This is a genomic window from Gordonia sp. NPDC003376, assembly GCF_053589235.1.
This window is the reverse complement of sequence record NZ_JBSFRM010000004.1, coordinates 298,214-323,371: the sequence shown is the minus strand read 5'-3', so window position 1 is coordinate 323,371 and position 25,158 is coordinate 298,214. Positions and strand designations below refer to the sequence as shown.

General features: G+C 69.1%; 24 protein-coding genes and 3 tRNA genes. 13 read left to right on the top strand and 14 right to left on the bottom strand.

Annotated elements, in window-relative coordinates; translation table 11 throughout:
* Window positions 1-2: 2 nt before the first annotated feature.
* Window positions 3-1,421, bottom strand: coding sequence for an aminotransferase-like domain-containing protein (locus ACWDUA_RS07120; protein WP_449750304.1), 1,419 nt, complete (start codon window positions 1,419-1,421; stop codon window positions 3-5).
* A gap of 37 nt (window positions 1,422-1,458) precedes the next feature.
* Here ACWDUA_RS07120 and ACWDUA_RS07115 point away from each other — a divergent pair, with 37 nt between their 5' ends.
* Window positions 1,459-2,427: a DMT family transporter gene (locus ACWDUA_RS07115; RefSeq protein WP_449750303.1), complete on the top strand. Its 969-nt coding sequence runs from the start codon at window positions 1,459-1,461 to the stop codon at window positions 2,425-2,427.
* A 9-nt stretch (window positions 2,428-2,436) separates the two neighbouring features.
* Here the strand turns inward: ACWDUA_RS07115 and ACWDUA_RS07110 are convergent, their stop codons facing one another.
* From ACWDUA_RS07110 to ACWDUA_RS07090, 5 genes are all read right to left on the bottom strand, one after another.
* Window positions 2,437-3,522, bottom strand: coding sequence for a fused (3R)-hydroxyacyl-ACP dehydratase subunits HadA/HadB (locus ACWDUA_RS07110; RefSeq protein WP_449750302.1), 1,086 nt, complete (start codon window positions 3,520-3,522; stop codon window positions 2,437-2,439).
* 175 nt (window positions 3,523-3,697) lie between these two features.
* Window positions 3,698-3,865, bottom strand: a complete 168-nt coding sequence (gene rpmG / locus ACWDUA_RS07105; RefSeq protein WP_003929651.1) for a 50S ribosomal protein L33 — start codon at window positions 3,863-3,865, stop codon at window positions 3,698-3,700.
* 80 nt (window positions 3,866-3,945) lie between these two features.
* A tRNA-Met gene (locus ACWDUA_RS07100) sits at window positions 3,946-4,019 on the bottom strand.
* A gap of 42 nt (window positions 4,020-4,061) precedes the next feature.
* Window positions 4,062-4,134 (bottom strand) — tRNA-Thr (locus tag ACWDUA_RS07095).
* 138 nt (window positions 4,135-4,272) lie between these two features.
* Window positions 4,273-4,353, bottom strand: a tRNA-Tyr gene (locus tag ACWDUA_RS07090).
* Window positions 4,354-4,488: 135 nt separating this feature from the next.
* Between ACWDUA_RS07090 and ACWDUA_RS07085 the strand changes: the two genes are divergently transcribed.
* Complete coding sequence (locus ACWDUA_RS07085) at window positions 4,489-4,980, top strand: YajQ family cyclic di-GMP-binding protein (RefSeq protein WP_449750301.1); 492 nt, start codon at window positions 4,489-4,491, stop codon at window positions 4,978-4,980.
* A gap of 174 nt (window positions 4,981-5,154) precedes the next feature.
* Here ACWDUA_RS07085 and htpX read toward each other — a convergent pair whose 3' ends face one another.
* Both htpX and ACWDUA_RS07075 read right to left on the bottom strand, forming a co-directional pair.
* A complete protein-coding gene (gene htpX, locus ACWDUA_RS07080) occupies window positions 5,155-6,030 on the bottom strand; it encodes a zinc metalloprotease HtpX (RefSeq protein ID WP_449750300.1) in 876 nt (291 codons plus the stop codon).
* Between the two features lie 96 nt (window positions 6,031-6,126).
* The gene (locus tag ACWDUA_RS07075; protein ID WP_449750299.1) at window positions 6,127-7,143 is read right to left on the bottom strand and encodes a polyprenyl synthetase family protein; all 1,017 of its coding nucleotides are present in this window, start codon (window positions 7,141-7,143) and stop codon (window positions 6,127-6,129) included.
* Between the two features lie 152 nt (window positions 7,144-7,295).
* Here ACWDUA_RS07075 and ACWDUA_RS07070 point away from each other — a divergent pair, with 152 nt between their 5' ends.
* Entirely contained in the window at window positions 7,296-8,552 is a 1,257-nt protein-coding gene (locus tag ACWDUA_RS07070; protein ID WP_449750298.1) for a geranylgeranyl reductase family protein, read from the top strand.
* Window positions 8,553-8,576: 24 nt separating this feature from the next.
* Here the strand turns inward: ACWDUA_RS07070 and ACWDUA_RS07065 are convergent, their stop codons facing one another.
* The 4 genes from ACWDUA_RS07065 to menD form a co-directional block, all read right to left on the bottom strand.
* On the bottom strand, window positions 8,577-9,272 hold the full coding sequence (locus ACWDUA_RS07065) for a demethylmenaquinone methyltransferase (RefSeq protein ID WP_449750297.1): 696 nt from the start codon (window positions 9,270-9,272) through the stop codon (window positions 8,577-8,579).
* A 10-nt stretch (window positions 9,273-9,282) separates the two neighbouring features.
* Window positions 9,283-10,452: a glycosyltransferase family 4 protein gene (locus tag ACWDUA_RS07060; protein ID WP_449750296.1), complete on the bottom strand. Its 1,170-nt coding sequence runs from the start codon at window positions 10,450-10,452 to the stop codon at window positions 9,283-9,285.
* 97 nt (window positions 10,453-10,549) lie between these two features.
* The gene (locus ACWDUA_RS07055) at window positions 10,550-11,053 is read right to left on the bottom strand and encodes a hypothetical protein (protein WP_449750295.1); all 504 of its coding nucleotides are present in this window, start codon (window positions 11,051-11,053) and stop codon (window positions 10,550-10,552) included.
* Window positions 11,054-11,090: 37 nt separating this feature from the next.
* Window positions 11,091-12,749, bottom strand: coding sequence for a 2-succinyl-5-enolpyruvyl-6-hydroxy-3-cyclohexene-1-carboxylic-acid synthase (gene menD, locus ACWDUA_RS07050; protein WP_449750294.1), 1,659 nt, complete (start codon window positions 12,747-12,749; stop codon window positions 11,091-11,093).
* A gap of 27 nt (window positions 12,750-12,776) precedes the next feature.
* Between menD and ACWDUA_RS07045 the strand changes: the two genes are divergently transcribed.
* The 3 genes from ACWDUA_RS07045 to ACWDUA_RS07035 all read left to right on the top strand — a co-directional run bounded on the left by ACWDUA_RS07045 (window position 12,777) and on the right by ACWDUA_RS07035 (window position 16,215).
* On the top strand, window positions 12,777-13,391 hold the full coding sequence (locus tag ACWDUA_RS07045; protein ID WP_449750293.1) for a class I SAM-dependent methyltransferase: 615 nt from the start codon (window positions 12,777-12,779) through the stop codon (window positions 13,389-13,391).
* A 390-nt stretch (window positions 13,392-13,781) separates the two neighbouring features.
* A complete protein-coding gene (locus tag ACWDUA_RS07040) occupies window positions 13,782-14,897 on the top strand; it encodes an AbrB family transcriptional regulator (RefSeq protein ID WP_449750292.1) in 1,116 nt (371 codons plus the stop codon).
* Between the two features lie 43 nt (window positions 14,898-14,940).
* On the top strand, window positions 14,941-16,215 hold the full coding sequence (locus ACWDUA_RS07035) for a saccharopine dehydrogenase family protein (RefSeq protein WP_449750291.1): 1,275 nt from the start codon (window positions 14,941-14,943) through the stop codon (window positions 16,213-16,215).
* A 174-nt stretch (window positions 16,216-16,389) separates the two neighbouring features.
* Here the strand turns inward: ACWDUA_RS07035 and ACWDUA_RS07030 are convergent, their stop codons facing one another.
* A complete protein-coding gene (locus tag ACWDUA_RS07030) occupies window positions 16,390-17,046 on the bottom strand; it encodes a PaaI family thioesterase (protein ID WP_449750290.1) in 657 nt (218 codons plus the stop codon).
* 50 nt (window positions 17,047-17,096) lie between these two features.
* On the bottom strand, window positions 17,097-17,282 hold the full coding sequence (locus tag ACWDUA_RS07025; protein WP_449750289.1) for a hypothetical protein: 186 nt from the start codon (window positions 17,280-17,282) through the stop codon (window positions 17,097-17,099).
* 154 nt (window positions 17,283-17,436) lie between these two features.
* Here ACWDUA_RS07025 and ACWDUA_RS07020 point away from each other — a divergent pair, with 154 nt between their 5' ends.
* The 7 genes from ACWDUA_RS07020 (at window position 17,437) to ACWDUA_RS06990 (ending at window position 25,147) form a co-directional block, all read left to right on the top strand.
* Window positions 17,437-18,357: a LysR family transcriptional regulator gene (locus ACWDUA_RS07020; protein WP_449750288.1), complete on the top strand. Its 921-nt coding sequence runs from the start codon at window positions 17,437-17,439 to the stop codon at window positions 18,355-18,357.
* Between the two features lie 140 nt (window positions 18,358-18,497).
* Window positions 18,498-19,658, top strand: a complete 1,161-nt coding sequence (locus ACWDUA_RS07015; RefSeq protein WP_449750287.1) for a hypothetical protein — start codon at window positions 18,498-18,500, stop codon at window positions 19,656-19,658.
* Window positions 19,655-20,533 carry a glycosyltransferase family 2 protein gene (locus ACWDUA_RS07010; protein WP_449750286.1) on the top strand — a complete coding sequence of 293 codons (879 nt, stop codon included), beginning with the start codon at window positions 19,655-19,657 and terminating at the stop codon, window positions 20,531-20,533. The genes ACWDUA_RS07015 and ACWDUA_RS07010 overlap by 4 nt, the downstream gene beginning before the upstream one ends.
* Window positions 20,530-21,912 carry an O-antigen polymerase gene (locus tag ACWDUA_RS07005; protein WP_449750285.1) on the top strand — a complete coding sequence of 461 codons (1,383 nt, stop codon included), beginning with the start codon at window positions 20,530-20,532 and terminating at the stop codon, window positions 21,910-21,912. Before ACWDUA_RS07010 ends, ACWDUA_RS07005 begins: the two co-directional genes overlap by 4 nt.
* The gene (locus ACWDUA_RS07000) at window positions 21,909-22,997 is read left to right on the top strand and encodes a right-handed parallel beta-helix repeat-containing protein (protein WP_449750284.1); all 1,089 of its coding nucleotides are present in this window, start codon (window positions 21,909-21,911) and stop codon (window positions 22,995-22,997) included. The genes ACWDUA_RS07005 and ACWDUA_RS07000 overlap by 4 nt, the downstream gene beginning before the upstream one ends.
* 6 nt (window positions 22,998-23,003) lie before the next feature.
* The gene (locus ACWDUA_RS06995) at window positions 23,004-24,047 is read left to right on the top strand and encodes a glycosyltransferase family 4 protein (protein ID WP_449750283.1); all 1,044 of its coding nucleotides are present in this window, start codon (window positions 23,004-23,006) and stop codon (window positions 24,045-24,047) included.
* A 2-nt stretch (window positions 24,048-24,049) separates the two neighbouring features.
* On the top strand, window positions 24,050-25,147 hold the full coding sequence (locus ACWDUA_RS06990; protein WP_449750282.1) for a glycosyltransferase family 4 protein: 1,098 nt from the start codon (window positions 24,050-24,052) through the stop codon (window positions 25,145-25,147).
* Window positions 25,148-25,158: the final 11 nt, after the last annotated feature.

Sequence of the window (25,158 nt, the reverse complement as noted above, 5' to 3'; positions counted from 1 at the left end):
GATCACACCGGATCGACCGCCGCGGCGAGAATCGCCACCGCCTCGCCGTAGCGTTCCGGTCCCGACGCCGAGAAGTTGAGTCGCACGAAGGGACCGGTCGGTTCGGTCGGAAACCACTCCGGTCCGGGCGAGATCGCGACCCCCTGCGCCAGGGCACGGGCGGCCACCAGAACCGGATCGGTCGGGGTGCCGTCGGCGGTGTGTCCCGGCAGCGCCGCCCACAGATTCAGCCCGCCGCGGGGAACCGCCCGTACCTCGATCATCGGTGCCCCCATCGCCAGCGCCGACACCAGCGCATCCCGACGCACCTGCAGCGCCCGGGACATGCGCTGCAGGTGGGCGCGCCAGGCGGGGCGGCTGACCACGTCGAGGGCCACCGCCTGCAGCACCGGCGAAACGTACAGATCCGAGACGGTCAGCGCGGTGCCGATCCGTGCGCGGGCCGGGCCGCGGGCGAGTACCCCGGCCACCCGCACGGTGAGCGACAGGCTCTTGGTGAGCGACCGGATGTAGATCACGTGCCCGTCGGTGTCGTCGCACACCAGCGGACGAGGTGTGACGTCCATCGCGAAGTCGTGCGCCCAATCGTCCTCCACCAGAAAGGTGCGATGGGCACGGGCCACGTCGAGTACCTCGTCCCGCTGGGCGGCGGTCCAGACGTCGCCGGTCGGGTTGGCGAAATTCGGCTGCACGTAGGCCAGCCGCGCGCCCGACGACGCGAAGGCGGCGTCGAGGTCGGCCGCCGACGGCGCTCCCTCGGTCCGCGGCACCGGCACGATCACCAGCCCGGCCTGCCGGGCCGCGGCGATCGCACCCCAGTACGTCGGCGACTCCATGACGATCGCGTCACCGGGACGCGCGAGCGCCCCGAACGTCGCCACCAGCGCCGCCTGCCCACCGGAGGTGATCAGCGCATCGGTGTCACGCCAGGCGTCGGCGGCGAGGTCGTCGACGAACCAGCGGCGCAGATCCGGCAACCCCGCGGTGGGCGGTCGAGCGAACGCATCGGCGTGGCCACCACCGCGCGTCAGCCTCGCGAAAGCGCTCGCGATCTCGCGCATCGGTAGCAGCGAGGTGTCGGGGTAACCGCCGTGCAGCGCGATGGTGTCGTGCGGGACGGTGCGCATCGTCGAACCCACCGGCGACGTCCCGCCGCGCGCCGGCCCGAGCGCGGCCGTCTGCCACGAGAGATCACCGGTCACCGCGGAGCGTTGCGCTCGCCGAACGAATGTTCCTGCACCTGAGCGTGTTTCGACGATCCCCTCGGCCACGAGCCGCGCCAGCGCACGCTGCACCGTGACCGGCCCCGCACCGAACCTCGCCGCGAGCTCACGCGTCGACGGCAGTTTGGCGCCGGGGCCGCGGTCGGCGGCCACCGAACGCAGGTGACGTGCGATGCGCTCACTGCTATCGTCGGACATGAATGACAATAGTAGCGCTATCGCTCAGTCTGACTCGGTGATACCGCCGGACTCGGTGATACCGCCTCGATCGACACGATCGGCAGCGGCCGGCACCGCGCCATCGCGTCCCCCGCTGTCGTCGGGGATCGGGTGGGGTCTGCTCGGCGTCGTCGCGTTCTCGTTCACCGTGCCGTTCACCGCGATCGCCGTCCGGCACGACGGCGGCACCGGTCTCACCCCGGTCCAGCTCGGCGCCGGCCGGGCCGTGATCGCAGCCCTGCTCGCCGTCGCCGTCCTCGTGGTCTGTCGCGTGCGCCCACCCACCCCGCGCCAGATCGTCGGGCTGCTCCCGGTGTCGGTCGGCGTGGTGGCGGGCTTCCCGCTGCTCACCTCGATGGCCCTGCCGCAGGTGTCCGCCGGGCACGCGGCGGTCGTGATCGGGGTGCTGCCCGCGGCCACCGCTGTCGTCGCGGTACTGCTCACCGGCGAACGGCCCAGCCCGCGGTTCTGGGTGGGAGCGACGGCCGGAGTCCTCGTCACCGCCGGGTTCACCGTGCTCGCCCACGGGTCGGTCGGCGGCGGGGGTGTCGCCGATCTCGCTCTCGCGGGTGCCGTGGCCGCCGCGGCGATCGGCTATGCGCAGGGCGGACGGATGTCGCGTGAACTCGGATCGTGGCAGACGATCTGCTGGGCACTCGTGCTGGCCGCCCCGGTGATGACCGTGGTGGCCGGCGCCGACGTCGTCGCCCATCCCCCGCACGCCACCACCGGTCAGTGGGCGGCCTTCGGCTACCTCGCGGCGGTGAGCATGTTCCTCGGCTTCTTCGCCTGGTACCGCGGCCTGGCGATCGGGCCGATCACCACCGTGTCACAGACCCAGCTCGTGCAGCCGGTCCTCAGTGTCGGCTGGTCGGTGCTGCTTCTCGGTGAGGCGCTGACCCCGGCCCTCACCGTCGGCGGCCTGGCGGTGATCGGCTGCGCGGCGTTCACCGTCCGCAGCCGAATCACCCGACCGACGGCATGAGACGCGTCGTCAGTTGAACTGCACGTGCGCCAGCGCGCGACCGAAGATCTTGCGGTCGCCCTGCTTGGCGACGATCGCGATCACCCCGCGACGGGTCGCCGGGTCCAGCGACTTGATCTTGCCGGTGAAGTCGACGTTCGCATAGGTGTCCGGGTAGACGTACACCGGGCTGGTGAACCGCACGTTGTACTCGAAGATCGCGGCCGGATCGCCGACGAACCGACTGATGAACGACGCACCCAGGCCCATGGTCTGCATGCCGTGCGCGACGACGGTCTCCATCCCGATCACCTTGGCCACCTCGTCGGAGAAGTGGATGGGGTTGGGATCGCCGGCCACGCCGGCGTAGTTCACCAGGTTGCCACGGGTCAGTGTCTTGGTGAGCGGCGGCAGCTCCTGGCCGACCTCGAGATCGTCGAAGCCGATCGCGCTGTACGGCTTGGGATCGACCACCGGGTCGGGCTGGTGGTAGCGGTCGAACGGCCCGTGCACGGTCTTGGGCAGGGTCGGCTCGCGGTCGACCTTCATCATCACGTGCTCGAGCTCGTCGATGACCTCCGGATCGACCTCGACGGCCGGGCGGGCGACCAGCGAGGTCCAGGTGGTCATGACCGGTTCGTCGTGCTGGTTCCAGATGACGTTCTTGGTGACCATCACGTCGGTGCCGGCCATCTGCCGGAAGGAGTCGAGGGAGACGTCACAGATCAGTCGATCACCGACGGTGATCGGCTTGTGGAACACCAGTCGCTGATCGGTCTGCATGATCTGCCACAGGTCGTAGCCGGTGACGATGTCCTCGAAGAGTCGACGCTGCGCGATGATGCCGAGCACCGACACGAAGGTCGGGGCGGCGATCAGCCCGGGGTGGCCCATCGCCTTGGCGGCTTCTTCGTCCCAGTGCATCGGATGGTCGTCCTGCACCGCACGCGCATGCTTGCGCACCTCTTCGCGACCGACCTCGTAGAAGTCGTCGACGGTGTAGTTGTAGCCCACCATCTCCTTGGTGTGCTCGGCGATCTCTTCCGGGGTGAGCTTCACGCCGTTCTTGAGTGCCGCGATCCGTTCCTGGATCTCGGCATCGGTGATCTGCGACATGCTGGGCTCCTTACCTGCGTTCGCTCCGGCCGGGCTGTGGCCGTGTCCGTGGTCGAGGGCTGGTCCGCGCCGGTGAGGCCACCCTGTCACCCATCACTGGGGAAAACGCGTACGGACCGCCTCGTGGAGGCGGTCCGTACGTGTTGTCTCTGTGTCGGAAACGCCGACCCTGAGGTCAGCGCGATTCCTTGTGCGCCTGGTGCTTGCCGCAATTCGGGCAGAACTTCTTGATCTCGAGGCGATCGGGATCGTTACGACGGTTCTTCTTGGTGATGTAGTTGCGGTGCTTGCACACCTCGCAGGCCAAGGTGATCTTGGGCCGCACATCGGTTGAGGAAGCCACTGTGTCCTTCTTTCACGGGTTGCTGTTTGTCTCGCTCGCGCTCCCGTGTTCACCGAGCCGCTGCGGGCGCTGCAGTTGTGTAGCGGTGGAGGGACTCGATCCCTCGACCTCACGATTATGAGTCGTGCGCTCTAACCAGCTGAGCTACACCGCCATGGCGGCTTGAAAAACCCGAACCGGGTATCCAAGTCCAGCGAGCCCCCTGACGGAATCGAACCGTCGACCTTTTCCTTACCATGGAAACGCTCTGCCGACTGAGCTAAGGGGGCGATTCCCGGTGTGGGCACATCTGGCTGATGCTTCCCGGCCCGAGAGCCTTTACGAGGTTACACACTCGACCGTCTGGGCTCCAAATCGCCTGTTCGGGGCGATTTCGGGGCATGTCGCGGACGACGAGAACCACGTAGTGGCAGGTATAGGATTCGAACCTATGTAGCTTGCGCGACGGATTTACAATCCGCTCCCTTTGGCCGCTCGGGCAACCTGCCGTGCTGATCCTCCGGGGCTCGTGAGCTCCGTTCGATCAACGCCTGAGAACAATACAACGCCCCCCGCCCACGAATGCAAACCAGCTGGTCAGAAGGGTCGTCGCGGGGCAACCGCACGCGGCTATGCTGTCGGGCATGGCTGATTCATCATTCGACGTCGTGAGCAAGGTCGACCGCCAGGAAGTCGACAACGCCCTCAACCAGGCCGCCAAGGAACTGTCCCAGCGCTATGACTTCCGCGGCACCAACACCGACATCGCGTGGTCCGGCGAGGAGGTGATAGTCATCACCTCGGATGCCGAGGAGCGGGCCCTGGCGGGCCTCGAGGTGTTCAAGGAGAAGCTGATCCGTCGCGACATCTCCCTCAAGGCGTTCGACGCCGGCGAGCCGGTCGGTTCCGGCAAGCAGTTCAAGATCACCGGCAGCCTCGTGCAGGGCATCGACTCCGAGCACGCCAAGAAGATCTCCAAGAAGATCCGCGACGAGGGCCCCAAGGGGGTCAAGGCGCAGATCCAGGGTGAGGAGCTGCGGGTGTCGAGCAAGAAGCGTGACGACCTCCAGGCCGTCATCGCACTGCTCAAGGGCGAGGACTTCGGGATCGCCCTGCAGTTCGTCAACTACCGCTAGACAACCGCCGCCGGGCCCGTGCCACAACGCCGTCCCATGCCACAGCGCCTCCCCGTGCCACAGCGCCCACTCGACGACGACTCGGGTGGGCGCTGTTGCGTCCCGACCCGTGCAGCGGGCGTCCCATCTCGTTGACCGGGCACCCGAACACGTTCACCGGGCACCCGAACACGTTCAGTGGGCGTCGCCACCCGACCCGCGCCGGGCCATCTCGTGCAGCCGACGGATGCGGTCCTCGGTCGGCGGGTGGGTGGAGAACATCTTCGCCATCCGGTCACCGGCCCGGAACGGGCTCTCGATCATCGCGTGCTGCTGGGCGGCGATGTCGGGTTGCGGCGGCAGCGGCGCCGCCTGGATGCCGCCCGAGATCTTCGCCAGCGCCGACGCCAGGGCGAGGGGGTCACCGGTCAGCTCGGCGCCGGACTCGTCGGCCTGGTACTCCCGCGACCGCGACACCGCCATCTTCACCACCGTTGCCGCGATCGGCCCGAGGAAGCTGATCAGGATCAGGACGAGCGGGTTGGGTCCGTTGTCGCGGTTGCCGCCGAAGGCCCCGAAGAACATCGCGAAGTTGGCCAGACCGCTGATCACCGCAGCCATCGCGCCGGCGATCGACGAGATCAGGATGTCGCGGTTGTACACGTGCGAGAGCTCGTGACCGAGCACCGCACGCAGCTCCCGCTCGTCGAGCAAACGCAGTATCCCGGCCGTGCAGCACACCGCAGCATTCTTCGGATTACGGCCCGTGGCAAAGGCATTCGGTGATTCGGTGGGACTGATATAGAGCGCGGGCATGGGCTGACGCGCCGCGGTCGCGAGCTCTCGGACGATCCGGTACAGCACCGGCGCCTCGACCTCGGTGACCGGTTGCGCGTGCATCGCCTTCAGCGACATCTTGGCGCTGTTGAAGTACACGTAGCCGTTCACCGCGATCGCCAGGATCACCGATCCCCACAGGATGGTGGGGTTGCGGAAGGCCGCGCCGATCCCGACGATGATCGCCGACATCAACCCCAGCAGGGCCGCCGTTTTCAGTCCGTTGAAGTGCATCAATCCCTCGTTCGATCTCCTGGCGCGCCAAACGCCATCCAGTGTCTCAAACGATCCGGGGACCGGTTTGGTTTCCCCACTCCACCGGAGCCGGCGCTATCCGATCCGGTCGACGGTGTAGGTGACCAGCGATCGCATCGCCTGATTGGCCGGGATGTCCGGCAGCTGGCCCAGCTCGGCACGCGCCTGCGCGGCGAGCTCGTCCATCTTGGTGTGGGCCGCGGCCATTCCCGGCGAGGCGTTCAGCAACGCGAGCGCCTCGGCCACCTCGTCGTCGTCGGTCAGCGGTCGTGGTGCCCCGGCCTCGGTGAGCAGCAGCGCCCGCAGACGGTCGGCGTCGGCGCCCTGCTCGCGCACCGCGTACAGCACCGGCAGGGTGTGCACGCCCTCCCGCAGATCGGTCCCCGGGGTCTTACCGGAATCACCTGTGACAGAACTGATGTCGATGATGTCGTCGGATACCTGGAAGGCGGTGCCGACGAGGTCGCCGATCCGGGAGAGGCGGTCGGTGTCGGTGGCCGACGCACCCGAGGCCATCGCGCCGAACCGTGCGGCGGCCGCGATCAGTGAGCCCGTCTTCTCCCACACGACCTTCAGGTAGTGGTCGATCGGGTCCACGCCCTCCCCCGCGCCGACGGTCTCGCGCATCTGCCCGGTGACCAGTTCGGCGAAGGTCTCGGCGATGATCCGTACCGCGTCGGGACCCAGCGTCGACACCAGCCGCGAGGCGCGGGCGAACAGGAAGTCGCCGGCGAGGATCGCGATCGAATTGGTCCAGCGCGCGTTCGCGCTCTGTGCGCCACGTCGCATCGGCGCCTCGTCCATCACGTCGTCGTGGTACAGCGTCGCCAGGTGGATCATCTCGACGACGGTGGCCGAGGTGATCACATCGCCGCTGCCGGCCTCCGGCCCGAACTGGGCGGCCAGGATCGCGAACATGGGCCGGAACCGCTTGCCACCGGCCCGGGCCAGGTGGGTGGCCGCCTCGGTCATCACATCGTCCCCCGACGCCAGCTCGGTGAGCAGCAGGTCCTCGACCCGTGCCAGTGACGATCGAACCGTCTCGGCGAACTCGTCGGTCACGAGGTCTACCCCGGTGAATGTCGACTTCACGTGTTGCGCCGCTCCCCTCGAGAACGTGGACAGCCCAGTCCGCGACACCTGTGTCGGCGCGCAGAACCCGGGCACTTCTGCTAGCAGCCTATCCGCAACCCCTCCCACCGCCCGATCGACGTGGGTCACCCGCGCGCCGACATACTTGTCCGGTGACCACCGACGCGCCACGTATCGACATCCCTGCCTCCGCCGACGTCCTGGTGGTCGGCGCGGGTCCCGGCGGGTCGGCCGCCGCCGCCCACGCCGCCGACGCCGGATATGACGTCGTGCTCGCCGACGCGGCCGCCTTTCCCCGCGACAAGACCTGCGGTGACGGCCTGACCCCGCGCGCGGTGGCCGAGCTCGACGCCCTGGGCCTGGGTGACCTGCTCGACGGACGGCCGCGCCTGGACGGCCTGCAGCTCAACGGGTGGGGCCGGTCGGTGTACGTGCCGTGGCCGTCGGGCCGCTTCCCCACCCATGGCAGCGCCATCGCGCGCACCGAACTCGACGACGCGATCCGCCGCTTCGCCCTCGGCCGCGGTGCGCGGATGGCCGCACCCGCCAAGGCCGTCGACGTCGTCCTCGACGACGGCCGGATCACCTCGGTCGTCCTCGACACCCCGGCCGGGCGGCACACCATCCGCGTCGGACAGGTGATCGTCGCCGACGGCGTGCGGTCCGGGCTGGGCAAGATCCTCGGCCGCACCTGGCACCGCGACACCGCCTACGGCGTCGCCGCCCGCTCCTATGTGCCGTCGCCGCTGTCGGATGCGCGGGTGATGGGCTCACATCTGGAGTTACGCGGCCCCGACGGCGAACTGCTGCCCGGTTACGGCTGGGTGTTCCCGCTCGGGTCGACGGGCCTGCTCAACGTGGGCGTGGGTGCGCTCGCGACGGCCAAACGGCCGGCGAGCATGGCGTTGCGGCCGATCCTCGAGCACTACGCGCGGATGGTCGGCGACGAGTGGCAGATCACCGGCGACCCGGTCCGGATCGCCTCCGCACTGCTCCCGATGGGCGGGGCGGTCAGCGGTGTCGCCGGCCCCAATTGGATGCTCGTCGGCGACGCCGCGGCATGCGTCAACCCGCTCAACGGTGAGGGCATCGACTACGCACTGGAGACGGCGCGACTGGCGGTGGCACGCCTGGCCGCCGGCGATCACACCGAGGCGTGGCGGGCCGAACTCGTCGAGCACTACGGGACGGCGTTCTCCGCGGCCCGACGCCTGGCCGGGCTGCTCACCATGCCGCGAACCGTGCCGATCCTGGGTCGTCCCGGAATCCGGTCGCAGCGACTGATGTCGATGGTGGTGCGCGTGATGGGCAACCTGATCACCCCCGACGACGCCGACCTGATCGCCCGCGCCTGGCGGTCGGTGGGTGGCGCCTCCAGCCGGCTGGACGATCGCCCACCCTTCGCCTGAAAACCGTTGTAGGACAACCAGAAATCAGGCGCGGACCCCGGAGTGGATCGCTGCGATACCGCCGGTGAGGTTCTCCCACCGGACGCTCTCGAAACCCGCGTCACGGAGGAGATCACCGAGGCCGAACTGGTCGGGCCACGCCCGAATCGATTCCGCCAGATAGACATACGCGGCCGGATTCGACGACACCCGGGTCGCGACCGCGGGCAAGGCCTTCATCAGGTACTCCATGTACACCGTGCGGAACGGCCGCAGCGTCGGCGTGGAGAACTCGCAGATCACCAGGCGCCCACCGGGTCTGAGGACCCGATGCAGCTCGCTGAGGGCCTGTGGGACGTCGTGGACGTTGCGCAGGCCGAACGAGATGGTGGCCGCGTCGAACGATCCGTCGGCGAACGGCAGGGCCAGCGCGTCGGCGGCCACCTTCGGTACGTCGCGGTGCGCGCCGGCCTTGAGCATGCCGAGTGAGAAGTCGGCGGCCACACACCGCGCCCCCGACGACGCGAGTTCGGCCGTCGAGACGGCGGTCCCGGCGGCCAGGTCGAGCACGATGTCGTCGCGGGTCAGTGCGAGGGCCTTGCGGGTCGCCTTGCGCCAGCGTCGATCCTGCGCGAACGAGAGCACTGTGTTGGTGATGTCGTAGCGCTTGGCGACGCCGTCGAACATCGCCGCGACCTCGGTGGGATCCTTGTCCAGACTCGCGCGATCGGTATCGGCCATGCCGACCACGCTACCCGGCGAGCCGAATCCCCTCGGACGCCAACCCGCCCTCACCCCGGCTGTGCGTGATCACCGCACGGTAGTGACCGACGAGTTCCTCACACAGCACCGGCCAGGTGCGCGCCCGTACCGCGGCGAGCCCGGCCCGGCCCATCGTCGCCCGCTGCACCGGATCGCGCAGGGCGTCGACGGCCTCGCCGATCCGCGCCTCGTACTCACCGGGTGCCAGCAGGAAGCCGGTGGCCATCGGCGTCACCAGATCACGCGGCCCGCCGGCGTCGGGTCCCACCACCGGCAATCCCGACGCCATCGCCTCCTGGATGGCCTGACAGAACGTCTCGTGCTCCCCGGCGTGCGCGAACACGTCGAGGCTCGCATAGGCGCGGGCCAGTTCGGCGCCCCGCAGTTCGCCGGTGAACACCGCATTCGGGCACAGCCGGCCCAGCCGCGCACGCTCCGGGCCGTCGCCGACGATCACCAGCTGCACGCTCGGGTCGGCGTCGAGCGGGGCGAGGCGTTCGACATGCTTCTCCGGGGCGAGCCGACCGACGAATCCGACGATCAGCCGACCGGGCCCGCCGGTCCACTCCGATCGCAACCGCTCGTCACGGTTGGCCGGCGAGAACTGTGCGGTGTCCACCCCGCGCGCCCACCGGTGCAGCCGCGGGATTCCGCGGGAGGCCAGTTCGGCCATCGTCGCCGACGACGGCACCAGCGTCCGCGCACACAGGGTGTGCAGCACCCGGGTGTACTGCCAGGCGGCACGCCCGGCGAGTTCCATCTTGTAGGCCTCGGCGAATCCGGCGACGTCGGTCTGGAACACCGCCACCGTGGGCACGCGCAGCGTGCGGGCGGCAACCGCACCGGCCCCGCCGACGACGAACGGTGACGCCAGGTGCACCACATCGGGCCGCGCATCCCGCAGCGTGCGGTACAGCGCCGGCGTCGGCACCCCGATCGGCAGGGAGGTCACGCCGGGGAACCGCATCGACGGGACGGTGTGCACCGGTGTGCGGCGACCCACCAGCGGTGGCGCGGTGTGTCCGTCCCGGACCGAGTCCGGGGCGATCACCACGGCCGTGTGCCCGGTGCGCTCCAGGTGGTCCACCACCCGCAACACCGAATTGACGACCCCGTTGACCTGGGGGAGGAAACTCTCGGCGACGATCGCGACGCGCATGAGGGCATCGTCCCGACACGCGGTGACGGTGGTGGGGGCCGGACATGACGCCGACACGAACTGTCCACGAATGTCCGGCGTCACATGGCCTCACCCCTCAGGCGTCGACGGTCTCCCGCTCGTCGGCGGGCCCGGGCTCGGGCCTCGACTCGTCGTCGGTGGAGGATCGACGCTGCGAGCGTCGTACCCACCGACGGTTGACCTCGGCGATCAGCAACATCAGCGCCACCACCACGATCCAGCCGATCACCGCGACCGAGGCCGCCGGGATGATCGACAGCGTCCATCCACGTCCCGCCGGCCGTGCCAGATCGGGGTTGGTCGTGTCGTATTCGACGCTGATCCGCTGTCCGGTGCCCAGCTCGGTCGGGTAGAGCAGCCCCAGGCGTGGACTGACGATCTGCCCGTCGGGGGTCTGGAAGTAGGCGACGGCGTGCAGGCGGTCGGCCGAGACGATGTCGGCCATCACGGTGCCCTTGTTCGCATCGATCGCCGCATCGTTGCGATAGGCCGCGACGACGATGCACGCCGATAGCACCGTGACGATCAGTCCGATCACCAGCAGCGTCTTCTGGACGCGACGCAGGATGACCGGACTCATGTCGATCAGGATACTCAGCCCCGTCAGCCCGGACCCGTCAGCGCAGGCGCGCGACGATCCCGGCGTGTACCGCACGCAGCCGGTCGCGGTCGGTGCACACCTCGATCACCTCGATACCGGTGTCGGCGACCTGTGCCAGCGCCGTCGGCAATCCGTCGAGTGTCACCAGCCGATGCGGGATGTGGAAGCCGGCACACACCGAGGCGATGTCGGTGTGGTGTGGCGTCCCGAACACCCGCTCGTAGGCCCCGGCGTAGGCCCCGGTGTTGAACCGCGGGTCGCCCTGCTCGAGCATGCTGAAGATACCCCCGCCGTCGTCGTTGGCCACCACGATCGTGAGGCGTCGCGGGCGCGGTTCGCTTGGACCGACGATCAGGCCGGTCGCGTCGTGGATGAAGGTCAGGTCCCCCATCAGCGCGACGGTCCGCGTGCCGGGGTGTTCGGCGTCGCGGGCCAGGGCCGCGCCGATCGCGGTGGAGTTGGTGCCGTCGATGCCGGCCACGCCCCGGTTGGACAGCACCGTCACACCGTGCCCGAGGCGCCCGGCCAGGGCGATGTCGCGGATCGGGTTGCTGGCGCCGACGACGAGTTGCTCACCGGGTCCCATCGCCGCCGACACCACCCGCGCCACGTGTAGGCCGGTCGCCGAGCCGGGTGCGTCGAGTTCGGCGTCCACGGCGTCGAGCACCCGCTGGTGCACCGAGGCGCAGTCCTTGAGCCAGTCCTCGCGGGGTTCGGCGATCGCCTCGACACGGGTACCGGTGGCGTACACGTTGCCCGACACGTCCGGCCAGCGTGGGCCGGTGGTGACCGCATATACCTTGACCTGCGGATCGGCGAGCAGCCGGGACACCCCGCGGTGCAGGGTCGGCCGCCCGCAGATGATCGCCTGCCGGGGCGTGATCCGGTCGAGCGCGAGTGGATGCAGTGGCGTTGCCGGGTGCGGTGCGGTCGGTTCGGCGATGGTCGGGATGCCGTCCAGCGCCAGATGGTGCCCGGCGCCGTGACCGGCGATGACGACGGTGTCGGCGGAGAGATCGATGGGCAGTGGGATGTCGAGTTTGCCGACCGGTGCCTGCGTCCACGGCATGCCGTCGGGTCGTCCGGCGCAGCTCCCGAGGTCGTCGTCGGGGAAGGTCTCGGGGTCGGGGACGAGGGGTTCGCGCAGCGGGATGTCGAACTGCACCGGACCCGCGTTGCCGGTGCGCGCCCCGCGCGCGGCGGCCAGGACACGGCCGACCGCCGACCGCCACTGGCTGTTGGTGTCGAGGTCGGCTTCGGCCAGCCCCAGGCTGATCGTCGCCCGCACCTGGGTACCGAAGATGCCGAACTGTTCGACGGTCTGGTTCGCCCCCGACCCGAGTAGCTCGTACGGCCGATTGGCGCTGACCACCACCAGCGGGACACGGGCATAGTTGGCCTCGAACACCGCCGGACTCATGTTGGCCACCGCGGTGCCACTGGTCATGACGATGGGCACCGGACGGCGCGACGACACCGCCAGACCCAACGCGAGATATCCCGCCGACCGCTCGTCGATTCGGACGTGCAGCCGCAACCGTCCGGCGGTGTCGGCGGCGTGCAACGCGAAGGCGAGCGGTGCGTTGCGGGAGCCGGGACACAGCACCGCCTCGCGGACACCGCCACGGATCATCTCGTCGACGATCACCCGCGCCTGCAAAGTCGAGGGATTCATGGCTCCCAGAGTATTAGGATGGTGGTGATGGGTTTCTACGACGACCGCGTCTTACCCCACGTCATCGACCTGACCTGCGGGTCCTCGATGCTCGATCCTCTGCGTGCCCGGACCTGTGCCGGTTTGTCGGGTGAGGTGATCGAGGTCGGTTTCGGGTCCGGCCGTAACGTCGGCCGCTACCCCGACGCCGTCACCCGGGTGGTGGCGGTGGAACCGTCCGACGTGGCGTGGCAGATGGCCGACTCGCGGATCGCCGCCTCGTCCGTCCCGATCGACCGTGGCGCCCTCGACGGCCAGCGGCTGCCGTTCGACGACGATTCCTTCGACGCGGCACTCTCGACGTTCACACTGTGCACCATCGCCGACCTGCCGGCCGCGTTGCACGAACTGGCCCGGGTGCTGCGGCCGGGTGCGTCGTTCTGTTTCCTGGAGCACGGGCACGCGCCGGATGTCGGGGTCCAGCGGTGGCAGCGACGCCTCGAGCCCGTCCAGAAACGGATCGCCGGCGGTTGCCACCTCACCCGCGACATCCCGAAGCTGCTGGCCGACAACGGGTTCAAGGTCACCGACATCGACCAGTTCTATCAGCACGGCGTCCCCAGGGCCTACGGCGCACTCAGCGTCGGGACCGCCACCGTCTGAGCGTCCCTGCACCCCGAGTGTCGGCTCTGCCGTGGTCACCACCCGACGTCGGCCAACAGAGGTTTCGACACGCCTCGTCGCTCCGCTCCTCATCGGCTCAACCACCAACAGCCAACGCCCCGAACGATGATCGAGCCGGCACCGAGCGCAGCGAGAACCCCAGTCGACATCCCCGCAACCCACACCAACAGCCAACAGCCAACGCCCGAACGATGATCGAGCCGGCACCGAGCGCAGCGAGAACCCGAGTCGACATCCCCGCAACCACGCCAGAAGGCGACCATATTCCCAGCTGGTCACACCATCGACATCGGCCAAGAGGTTTCGACACACCTCGTCGCCCCTCCCCTCACCCGGACGAGCGCGGACGGCACCCCTACGCTGAACCCGGTGCCCCGCTGGATTCTGCTCATCGCCCTGACCGCGGCCGGGACACTTCTACTCGAACTCGCCGATGTCGATGCGGCCGCCCTGTTCGCAGGCCTGGTGGTGGCGGCAGTGCTCGCGATCGCGGGATGCGCACCCCGCGCCGCCGTGACCACCGCCCCTGAGGCGGCCTCGGATCCCGACGACGACAACCCCGACGACGACAGCCCCGACACCCCGATCGTCCCGCGATCTGCCTTCTTGTCCGCACAGGGCATCCTCGGTGTCTTCATCGGCACCATGGCCGACCCGGACACGCTGTCAGGCCTCGGGTCGTCGTGGTTCCCGGTGCTGGTCATGGGGTTGGGCACCCTCGCGTTGTCGGTGGCCGGCGGGACCCTCCTGGGCCTGCACAAACAGGTCGACACCCTGACCGGTGCACTGGCGCTGGTGGCCGGCGGGGCCTCCGGCCTGGTCGCCCTGACCCGCGAACTCGGTGGTGACGAGCGGATGGTCGCAGTCGTCCAGTACCTGCGGGTCGCCCTGGTCACGGTGACCATCCCCGTCATCTCGTCGTGGGTGTTCGGTGCGTCGTCTGCACAGGTCACCGCGGCGGGTCCCACTCTCGTCGATCAGGCGTGGGGTCTGCTCCTCCTCGCCGTGTGCATCGGGATCGGCGCCCCGCTCGGGCGCCGGGTACGTCTCCCGGCCGCGGGCCTGCTCGGCCCGATGGCCCTGACCACTGTCGCCGAGCTCACCGGCATCGCCGGGGATGCCGCGGTCTCGCCGGTGCTGCCGGCCGTGGCGTATGCGGTGATCGGCTGGCAAGCCGGGCTCGGCTTCACCCTGGCGCGGTTGCGGGCGATCGGCCGTGTACTGCCCCTGGCGGTCGTCCTGATCATCGGGATCGGCGTGGGATGTGCCCTGCTCGGCGTGCTGCTCTCGGCGTGGACTCACGAGTCCCTGTTCGACTGCTATCTGGCCACCACACCGGGCGGCATCTACGCGGTGCTGGCAGCGGCGACCGCAGCCGGCGGGAATGTCGCATTCGTGGTCGCGGCGCAGATCCTGCGGGTTCTGCTGATGCTGTTCGTGGCGCCGTTCGCCGCGCGGTGGGCCGCCCGCCGCATGCGACCATGAGCGCAACTGTGACGTACGTCGCGTAACGGTTACTCTCGGCACCATGAACGGGGAATCCACAGCTTCATCGTCCGACCGCGAGTTCGACGTCATCGTCTTCGGCGCCACCGGCTTCGTCGGCGAACTGACCGCTCGCTACCTGGCCGAACACGCGCCTGCCGGGACCCGCATCGCACTGGCCGGACGCACCGAGACCAAACTGGCCGAGGTCCGCCGCCGACTGCCGGCCACCGCGGCGTCGTGGCCGCTGGTGGTCGCCGACGCCGACTCACCGAGTTCGCTGGACGCGATGGTCGCCCGCACCCGCGTGATCTGCACGACCGTCGGCCCGTACCTGCGCTACGGCGAGGCCTTGGTGGTGGCCGCCGCCTCGGCGGGCACCGACTACGTCGACCTCACCGGCGAGGTGCCGTTCGTCCACTACTCCATCGCCAAGGCCCACGACACGGCCGTCGCGACCGGCGCACGGATCGTCCACTCCTGCGGTTTCGACTCCGTCCCGTCCGATCTCGGCGCCTACGTGCTGTATCGCACGGTGTCCGACGACGCCGCCGGCACCCTCACCGACACCACCATGGTGGTCCGGTCCATGCGCGGCGGAATCTCCGGCGGCACAATCGATTCGATGCGGGTGATCGCCGAGCAGGCCAAGGACCCGCAGACCCGCCGGCTGCTGCTCAACCCGCAGGCGCTGTCCGGTACCTCCGACACCACTCCGAAGGTGTCGATGTCGAGCGAGCCGAGTGATATCGCGATCGTCCGCGGCAAGAAGGTCGACCCCTCGTTGTCGGGGACACTCGCCCCGTTCTTCATGTCCTCGTACAACACTCGCGTCGTCCGCCGGTCCGATGCGCTGCTCGACGGTGCCTACGGCCCGGACTTCCACTACGCCGAGACGATGAACGTCGGTGGTGTACCAGGACTCTCGACGCTGATCGCCGGTGTCGTGGGCGTGGGAACCGGCGCCTTCCTGGGTGCGATGAGCTTCGGTCCCACGCGCCGGCTCCTCGACAGGGTGCTCCCCGACCCCGGGCAGGGGCCGAGCGAGAAGAGCAGGGACAAAGGCCATTTCGTCACCCAGACATTCACCCGCACCAGCACGGGACGTCGGTACCGCTCGCAGATGCGCGCCCAGGGCGACCCGGGGTACAAGGCGACCGCGGTGATGCTCGGTGAGAGCGCGTTGACCCTGGCGCTCGATCGCGCCACCCTGCCGGCCCGGACCGGTGTGCTCACCCCCGCCGCGGCGATGGGTGACGCATTGGTCGAACGTCTGCGGGCCGCCGGATTCCAGATCGACGCACAGGAACTCACCTGACCCCGGCGCACACGAACGAGCCCCACCGGGCCTGCGACGCCGCGGCCGACACCGCCGAGATCCCGGACCGAATCCTGTAGCACCCGATCCGGAATCGCCTTCCGCGTCAGCGGAATCGGCGCCGGCAAGGGGATACCCGCACCGGCCTCGTGAATCGATCAGACGATCAACCGATCACGGCTGTCCCGGTTTCAACGCGATGAACAGTGCATCGATGTCGGCGCACAGCCGCTCGCCGTCGTGCAGCGTGCCCTTCACGAACGCCTTGCGGCCATCGAGGGTCTCCACCCAGGTGCGCATCTGAAGCGGGGTGTTCAATGGGGTCAGCGACCGATAGCCGACGGTGAGGTACGCCGTGCGCGTCACGCCCTCCACCTTCAGCGCCGAAGCCAGCCCACCCAGGTCGTCGAAGGCGACGGCGATGTGCCCGCCATGCGCCGCCTTGTTGCCGCCGAGATGGAACGGCCGGAAGGTGACGTCGGCGGTCACGCCGTCCGGCCCGCCGTCGGTGACGACGTACGGCGGCACCGTCAGGTTGCCCCGCGACGGCAGATCGATCCGCGTCCCCGACGGCGTCTCCCACTCGTCCACCTGGACCTTGGCGAGGTTCTCGTTGAGCGCCCGGACCTGATCGATCATCGCCTCGGTCAGCTCCTCGGGCGGGCATGCATAGCGCGCCAGATCCATCAGGCGGCGCAGTTCCTCGTTGAGCTGGCCATACCGCGGGCCACCGCGCGTGGTCGAGATGTCGATCTGCGCACGGAACCCGCCCTCGTGCGGCGACGACGCGTCGGCGGGGCGATCCCATTCTGAATGCGAGGCTGGACTCATGTCCGCTACGGTATCGGCCGACGCACGGCAGAGCCCGGGCGAGGCGACGTTCAGGCACCCCGGTGATGGGTGGACGATCGCCCGCCACCCGACGCGGTCGGATTGCCGCGATGCGGTCGGCGAGGCTTCTCCTTGCGGTCACGCAGGGCGATCATCCGCCCGAGGACGACGGCAACCGACACCGACAGCACCACCCACACCAGGATGAGGATCGCGACGATGGCCCACGGACTCACCCGTCCAGGATGCCAGGAATCCGCCTGCGAAACCGCACCGCCCGAGAAATCGTATCCCCAGGTCCGGCATGCCCCGAATCCGCGTCAACGAAGACACTGTTTGCAATGATGGCGATTCGGAATGTCACCGCTGGGGATTTGCTTTGATTGAGTGGTGACAGCTGACGAAACGGGTCACACCGCCATCCGAGACCTGGACCTCCGTCGTCTGCGGCTGTTCGTGGCGGTTGTCGATGCACCCTCGCTACGCGTGGCGGCCGAGCAACAGGCCATCTCCCAGCAGTCGTTGTCGGTGACCATCCGGGAGCTCGAGAACCAACTCGGCGTCGAACTGTTCTCGCGGTCGCGGCGCTCACTCGCCCTGACCGATGCCGGACGCCGGCTCTACGACGGAGCCCTGCCACTGCTGGCCGGCGGGTCCCATCTCGCATCCGGGGTACAGGCGGTCGGAACCGGCCGGCCGGACCCGTACATGATCGGACATACCGCCGAACTCGCCCCGTCGGAGGCGTTCCAGGTCATCGAGGCCGCCGTCCTCCAGGACCCTGGTCTCGCCATCGACGTGATGCCGATCGCCGCACCGACCATCCGCGACAACCTGCTCACGGGCCGGATCGACCTCGCCCTGGCACGCCGCGCGAGCATCCCACCCGGCCTGTCCGGTGCCGTCGCCATGCAACACGAGCTCCGTCTCGCGGTGAATTCCACCCACCCCCTGGCCCACCAGGACAGTTGCGTGATGAGCGATCTCGAGCCGTACGAGATCGTGGTGTCCTCACTCGAGGACGAGTACACCCGGATGGTCGAATTCTATTGCCGACGGGCTGGTTTCGATCCGACGATCATCACCTCCACCCAGCGCGGGATTCCACCGCACACCTCGGTGGTGGTCCGCCCCAAGGCATGTGCGCTGGTGACCAACGAGCCGGGGTGGGCGCACCGCGGTCAGGTACGGATTCTCCCGTTCGAGAATCCTCCCTTCGCCCCCGTGATGGCGATCTGGCTGCCGACCACCTCCGCCGCCACACGCACCCTGATCCTGGAATCGGTCGGCGCCAACATCGATGTCGGCTGACTCGATGCAATTGTTCAGCGCACCTCCGAAAGGCCTTTCACTTCGCTATTCTCGTCCTACGTTGTGAAGGGAGGTGATTCACCATTCCCGCACCGATCACCCGGTTCATCTCACGCCTGTGGCCGGTCACCCTGGTGATGATGGTCCTCGGCGGCGCCCTCGGCGCGATCGTCCACGCGTCCACCACCGCCACGGCCACCGCCGAGACCCTCATCCAGGTGCAACCGCCACTCGACAATCCCCAATGGACCAGCGACGACGCACATATCGAGGTCGCCAACGAGGTCGCGTATCTCTCCGGTCCCGGCTACCACAACGCCGTCGACCAGCGACTCGCGCAGCATCCGGGGGCGACGATCACCGCCACCCAGAACGGACAGTCCGCGGTCATCACGCTCACCACCACGGCCGACCACGCCGACGACGCGCTCTGGGCGGCCGGGGTCGCCCTGGAGGTGTACACCGACCATCTGCGATCCCAGCTGACGAGTCAGGGTGAGGCCACCATCGCCGCGATCCGGCGGGTGATCGACAGTGAGCTGGCCGTCGACCCCACCCGCGAGACCTTCGAGCTCCGATCCCAGATGGCCGGTGTCGCGGTGCAGGTGGAAGCGGGCCCCAACGTCACGGTGGTCCAGACCCCCACCGTGTCGTCGTCGGGCGGCGGTGGTGGATGGACTGTCGCCATCGCACTCGGTGCCGTCGCCGGCGGGATCCTCGGACTCGGCGGCGCACTGCTCTGGCGCAACCGACGCGGCATCGTCACCTCCACGGAATCCCTTCTCGGCCAGGGCATCACGGTACTGCAGCCGGAGATCGACACCGCCTCGGGCGACCGCGACCCGATCACCGGCGCCGAGATCCGGGCCGGCCGCCGGCTCCTCGACCAGCTGGCCCCCGGCCCCGGCGGCGGAATCGCGGTGATCGGGACCGGTCCCGACTCGGGCGCCGGCCGGATCCGGACCCTGCTGGTCGCGGCGATCGGGCCGGGGACCGCGATCGACGCCACCGACATCGTCGAGATCGGCCCACTCGGTGATGCGCCCGACGTGGTCGGCCTCGTGCGTGAGTACACCACGGTGGCCGTGGTCATCCGCCTGCACACCGACACCCAGGCCGCGCTCGACGCGGTGCTGGCGCTCGACACGCCGAGTGCCATGCAGGTCGTGGTGACCCGTCACCGACGCCGGTGGGGCCGCGATCGCGGAACCCGGCCCCACGCCGACCGCACCGACGCGGCGGTCCGGTTCCCCGAACCGATCCCCGCGTCCGTCGCCGAGACCCATCGCAGGTCGAGATGACCGCGCCCGCGATCAGCCTGGTGTGCAGCACCATCGGCCGACCCGACGCGTTCGGCCGTCTGCTGCAGTCGATTGCCGACTCCGACATCGTCGACTCCGACATCGCGGACGGCGTCGAGCTGATTCTCGTCGATCAGGACCCGGACCGGCGATGTACCGAGGTCCTCGACACCCACACATTCCGGGGAACCGCGATCGCCACCACCAGTGGGCGCGGGGCATCCACCGGCCGCAACGCCGGAACCATCCTCGCCACCGGCGACCTCCTCGCGTTTCCCGACGACAACTGCTGGTACCCGCCGGAGACCCTCCGGCGAGTCGTCCGACGCCTCCGCAGCACTCCCGCGATCGACGGCCTCAGCGGGATCCAGGTGACCGTCGACGGTAGTCCGTCCATGCTGCGCTGGCAGAGCCATGCGACCACGGTGTCGCGCTCGAACATCCTCCGGACGAGCGTGTGCAGCACCATGTTCTTGCGGCGTTCCGCGTTGCCGTCGCAGGCCCCCTTTGACGAGGGGATCGGAGTCGGCTCGCCGGGATTGCGCGGTGCGGGCGAGGAATCCGACCTCTTGCTGCGCATGATCGCGGCCGGCTCCACGATCGCCTACGACCCCACCGTCCGGGTGTTCCAGGCAGATGATCGCCACGACATCAGCGAGGCGTTCATCGACAAGATGTACAAGTACGGCATCGGCACCGGCCACCTGTGGCGACGCCATCGCCTGTCCCGAACACAATTGCTCTACTACGCCGGCCGCAAGGCCGGCGCGAGCGTGGTCCGCCGGGCCCGCGGCGACCGCATCCTCGCCGACTCCGACATCGCTTATCTCCGTGGCGAATTCATCGGTTATCTGGGCCGGGATCGACAGTCATGACCGCCCGCACGGCCATCCGAGGAAGACCGGAGAGCGTCCGGCCCGACGACGCGACCCGGCCCCCGTGGCGGCCGCGGGTGTGGTGGGTGCATCCCGCAGGCGTCATCCTGCCGGTCGCAGCGTTGTCGCTCATCCCGGCCATGATGATCGGCGACACCGAGTTCCGCCTGTTGTGGCACTCACCCAAGACCCTCACCACGACCACCGCACTCATCTTCGCCTGCGGCGCACTCACACTCGCGTTGACATCGATGATCGGCGCCGCCCTACCCGGCGGTACCGGGCCACCGCGCGGCCCGCTCTTCTCCGCGGAAACCATCACCCTGCTCCATCGATCGAGCTCGATTCTGTTGTGGCTGACCCTGTTCGGCTATGCGGGATTCGGGATACTCGCCGTCCGGGCCGGCGTGACCCCCACCGAACTCCTGGCCGGAAGGACAACCGGGGGAACCGGACTCAAGGATGTGATCGGGACCCTGCCGGGTGTCACCACCTTGACACAATGCGGTGTCGCCGTCGTCGTCATCTCGGCCCTCTCTCTGATCGAACAGCCGAGCCGATCGGCGATCCTCAAGATCGTGACGGTCGTCGCGCTGGCCACCGGTCGCGCCTACGTGCGTTCGGAACGCCTCGCCGTGCTCGAGTTGGTGGTGCCTCTGGTGGTCATCTGGGCCTGCCGGCTCGACGCCCGCCGGGGCGCCCGGCGGGTGTTGGCCCGCCTGGCACCGATTGCCGCACTGCCACTGTTGATCTCGGTGTTCGGGCTGTTCGAGTACTTTCGGTCGTGGACGTTCTACCGCAGCCAGACCGACCGCGGATTCGGGACGTTCGTGGTCGACCGAATCGCCGGATACTACGCCACCTCGATCAACAACGGGGCCATCCTCTACGAGCACTCCCGCTGGCCACAACGCATCCCCTACGACTCCATCGAGGGGGTGTGGACCGCGCCCGGCGTCGCCCAACTCGATCTGTACTCCGGCCTCACCGAACCGCAGGCGAATCCGAGCCCCGGCCCCGATGGCTACGACACCCTGCTCGGGATATACGGCAACGCCGAGTTCAACAACCCGAGCGGCTACACCGGCCCGTTCACCGATTTCGGATTCCTCGGCGGCATCACGTATTTCGCGGTGATGGGGCTGATCGTCGGCGTGGCATACCGGAGCTTCTGCAACGGACGACTGCTGGGCATGATGGCCTACCCGATCATTTTCATCGGGCTCCTGGAGATGCCGCGATATCTCTACTGGGTCCAGGGACGCGCAACACCGATCTGGGTGTCGATCGCCGCGGTCGCCGCGGTCGCGGCATGGCACCACCGGTACCGGCCTCCGGCCCGCCCCCGCGCCCCGGCACACCGGGACAGCGGACCATGATCGCTCCGCCGGTCGGCCGGGCGGCCGTCGCCGCCATCACGCTGTGCGTCCTGCTCGTCCTGGGCAGTTGCGCCGATACCTCATCGGCACAACCGATCCCGGATCTGCAGATCGCACTCCGGTCGCTGGGTCCCGGACAGACCCTCGACCTCGCCGACACCACCTACACCCAGAACACGACCCTGGCGATCACCACCCCCGGCGTGACGATCCGGGGGCACGGCGCCACGGTCCGGGCCACCAACGCCATCACGTCGTCACTGCAGGTGCGGGCCGCCGGCGTGACCATCTCCGACCTCACGTTGATGGGACCGCCGACCGATCGTCGCTATTCCGGACTCGACCAGCACCGACTGGTGATCCAGGGCGACGACGCCCACATCTCCGGTGTGCGGGTGTACGGTTCGGCCGCCGCGGGGATCTTCGTGTTCGGCGCCCGGCGATTCCGACTCGACGACGTCGATGTGCGCGACACCCGGGCCGACGGAATCCACGTCACGCACGGCGCCACCGATGGCACCATCACCGGCGCCCACACCACCGCCACCGGCGACGACGGCATCGCGGTGGTGTCCTACGGCGGCGAGGAGATCACCTCCGGGATCGCCGTGCGTGACATCACCGTCTCCGGAACACATTGGGGCCGAGGGATATCCGTGGTCGGCGGTCGGATGATCACCATCGACGGGTTCACGGTGTCCGACACCAATGCGGCCGGGCTCTACATCGCGGCCGAGGGCTCCCCCTACAACACCCAAGGCGTCAGCGATGTCACCGCGACCCGCGGCAGTCTCCGGACCACGAACCTCAATCCCCTGGTGGTGCAGGGAGCGATGCTGGTCTCCGCACGCCCCGGCGAGTCCGTCACCGACGTCCGGATCTCCGGCGTGTCCATCACCGGCACACCGCTGACCGCGCAGCGCGACGTCGGCGCATTCGCCCACGGTGGTCGGGTCGAGGATCTGGTGCTCTCCCGGATCGATGTGCGGCAGAGCCTGGTGCCGCCCTTCGCCACCGATCTCCCCCCGACGGCATTGACGCTCGGCGGCTGGACCGTCGACGGCCGTCCGACCCAGGTTCGGTGAGCCGCAATGCGCACCGTCATCCATGTCACCGAGTCCTTCGCCAGCGGGACCGCCTCGGCGATCCGCGACTACGTCCGCAACTATCCGCGCGCCGAGCACCACCTGGTGTTCGCGACGCGACCCGAGGCGCCGGTCGACGACGCCGACCTGATCGGGTTCTCCCGGATCAGTACGCTGCCCGCCGGAACCCCGGCACGAATCCTGTTCCTCCGCCGCCTGCTCGCCCACCGGCGGGGTGCGATAGTGCACGCACATTCGAGCAGGGCGGGCGGGTACGTCCGGTTGGCCGTCACGAGATCCGACGCCCACCCGATCGTCTACACCCCGCACTGCTATGCCTCCGAACGCCGCGACGTCGCGAGCGTGACCCGCCGCGCCTTCCGGGCGGTCGAGTGGGCGCTCTCGTTCAACACCACCGCGGTGGCGGCGTGCTCGCCCCGCGAGGCCGACCTGTCGCGGTGGCACCCACGCGCGCCACAGATCGTCTACGTCCCCAACGTCGCCCCCGCCGATGTCCCCGCCCACACCGGCGGTCCCGGACAGATCCTGCACGTCGTCGGCAACGGACGGCTGAGCGCGCAGAAGGACGCGCGGTTCTTCGCCGCGACGGTGCGTGCCGCGCGGGCCGAGGGTGTGCCCCTGGTCGCGCGATGGATCGGGGACGGCGACCCCGAGCAGGTGGCGACGCTGCACGCGGCCGGGGTCGAGGTCACCGGGTGGGTGCCCCGGCCGATCGCCCAGGCCCAACTGGCCGCAGAGGACGTCTATCTGCACACCGCGCGGTGGGAGGGGTTCCCGATCTCGGTGCTCGAGGCGGCCGCCGCAGGTCTGCCGGTGATCGCCCGACGACAACCGTATCTGCGCGGTGTGGGGTTGCCGTTGATCGCCGACTCCGCCGACGACGGGGCGTGCCTGCTCGCCGCCCTCGCCGAGCCCGGTTACCACCATCGTATGGTCGAGCAGACCCGGACCTCGCTCGGCGACCACACCGACAACGCCCAGCACGACGCCCTCGACCGCCTGTACGCCCCACTGTTCGGGGACGGGTGAGCATGCGCATCCGACCGCGCACGGCGGGCGCGACCCGGCGGCCGCTCCATGTGAACGGAAAATGGCTGTCCCAGAATCTCTCCGGGACACAACGTTACGCCGCCGAGATCGTCGCGCAGTGTGTCGAGCTCGGCACCGATCTGGTCGTCCACATCCCCGCCGGGGTCACGCCGCCGGAATGGATGGGCGGCAGCCATGTCCGGGTGGTCCGGTCACGGTTCTCCGGTGTCGTGTTCGAGCAAGTGGCACTTCCGCTCTCGAGCCGCGGTGCCGTCCTGCTCAACTTTGCCGGTCCGGCACCGCTGTTCAAGCTGCGTCAGCTCGTCACCATGCACGACGCCACCCCGTTCCGGTATCCGCGCACCTTCCGTCCCGCGTTCGTGGCGTTCTATGCGCTGCTCTACGCGGTGCTGTCGCGCACCGCAACCCATGTGATCACGGTGTCGGCGTTCAGTGCCGGCGAGTTGAGCCGGCTGCTCCGGGTCCCCCGTGAGCGCTTCGTGGTGGCGGGGTGCGCAGCGGGATCGGTGACGACGGCCGCCCCCGAGCGCCCGCCGCTCGCCGATCGTGTCGAGGACATCGGAGCGTGCTACCTCGTCGTCGGAAACCTGGCGATACACAAGAATCTTCGTGAGCCGGTCGCCGCCCTGGTCGGATCCGGCCGGCCGGTGATCGTCGTCGGCGCCGCGGGTGATCCCCGGGTGTTCGGTGCCGCTTCACCACTGGCGTCCGCGGCGATCATCGCCGGTCGGCTCACCGACGGCGAGCTGCGATGGATGTACGAGAACTGTCGGGCACTCGTATTCCCTTCGCACTATGAGGGATTCGGGCTACCACTGGTCGAGGCGCAGTCGCTGCGGTGCCCCGTGGTCAGCAGCAGGTCCGGATCGTTGCCCGAGGTGGGGGCCGACGCGGCGCTCTACTTCGACGCCGACGACACCACCGAGTTGCTGTGCGTCGTCACGCGTTTGGAGAACGACGATCAACTGCGGTCCGATCTGATCGAACGTGGCGTGACCAACGCGGCGCGCCACTCCTGGCGTGTCTCGGCGGAGACCGTTCTGGCGACTCTCCGGTGCCCCGTCGGTCGGTCTTCGTGACCCCCCGACGA

Excerpts from the sequence above, each read along its gene's own strand:
- ACWDUA_RS07065 (WP_449750297.1), bottom strand. The coding sequence starts at position 9,272 with ATGGCCGATACCGATCGCGCGAGTCTGGACAAGGATCCCACCGAGGTC.
- ACWDUA_RS07085 (WP_449750301.1), top strand. The coding sequence starts at position 4,489 with ATGGCTGATTCATCATTCGACGTCGTGAGCAAGGTCGACCGCCAGGAA.
- ACWDUA_RS07120 (WP_449750304.1), bottom strand. The coding sequence starts at position 1,421 with ATGTCCGACGATAGCAGTGAGCGCATCGCACGTCACCTGCGTTCGGTG.
- ACWDUA_RS07010 (WP_449750286.1), top strand. The coding sequence starts at position 19,655 with ATGACCGCGCCCGCGATCAGCCTGGTGTGCAGCACCATCGGCCGACCC.
- htpX (WP_449750300.1), bottom strand. The coding sequence starts at position 6,030 with ATGCACTTCAACGGACTGAAAACGGCGGCCCTGCTGGGGTTGATGTCG.
- ACWDUA_RS07030 (WP_449750290.1), bottom strand. The coding sequence starts at position 17,046 with ATGAGTCCAGCCTCGCATTCAGAATGGGATCGCCCCGCCGACGCGTCG.
- ACWDUA_RS07045 (WP_449750293.1), top strand. The coding sequence starts at position 12,777 with ATGGGTTTCTACGACGACCGCGTCTTACCCCACGTCATCGACCTGACC.
- ACWDUA_RS07000 (WP_449750284.1), top strand. The coding sequence starts at position 21,909 with ATGATCGCTCCGCCGGTCGGCCGGGCGGCCGTCGCCGCCATCACGCTG.
- ACWDUA_RS07060 (WP_449750296.1), bottom strand. The coding sequence starts at position 10,452 with ATGCGCGTCGCGATCGTCGCCGAGAGTTTCCTCCCCCAGGTCAACGGG.
- ACWDUA_RS07015 (WP_449750287.1), top strand. The coding sequence starts at position 18,498 with ATGGTCCTCGGCGGCGCCCTCGGCGCGATCGTCCACGCGTCCACCACC.
- ACWDUA_RS07035 (WP_449750291.1), top strand. The coding sequence starts at position 14,941 with ATGAACGGGGAATCCACAGCTTCATCGTCCGACCGCGAGTTCGACGTC.
- ACWDUA_RS07055 (WP_449750295.1), bottom strand. The coding sequence starts at position 11,053 with ATGAGTCCGGTCATCCTGCGTCGCGTCCAGAAGACGCTGCTGGTGATC.
- ACWDUA_RS06995 (WP_449750283.1), top strand. The coding sequence starts at position 23,004 with ATGCGCACCGTCATCCATGTCACCGAGTCCTTCGCCAGCGGGACCGCC.
- ACWDUA_RS06990 (WP_449750282.1), top strand. The coding sequence starts at position 24,050 with ATGCGCATCCGACCGCGCACGGCGGGCGCGACCCGGCGGCCGCTCCAT.
- menD (WP_449750294.1), bottom strand. The coding sequence starts at position 12,749 with ATGAATCCCTCGACTTTGCAGGCGCGGGTGATCGTCGACGAGATGATC.
- ACWDUA_RS07110 (WP_449750302.1), bottom strand. The coding sequence starts at position 3,522 with ATGTCGCAGATCACCGATGCCGAGATCCAGGAACGGATCGCGGCACTC.
- ACWDUA_RS07005 (WP_449750285.1), top strand. The coding sequence starts at position 20,530 with ATGACCGCCCGCACGGCCATCCGAGGAAGACCGGAGAGCGTCCGGCCC.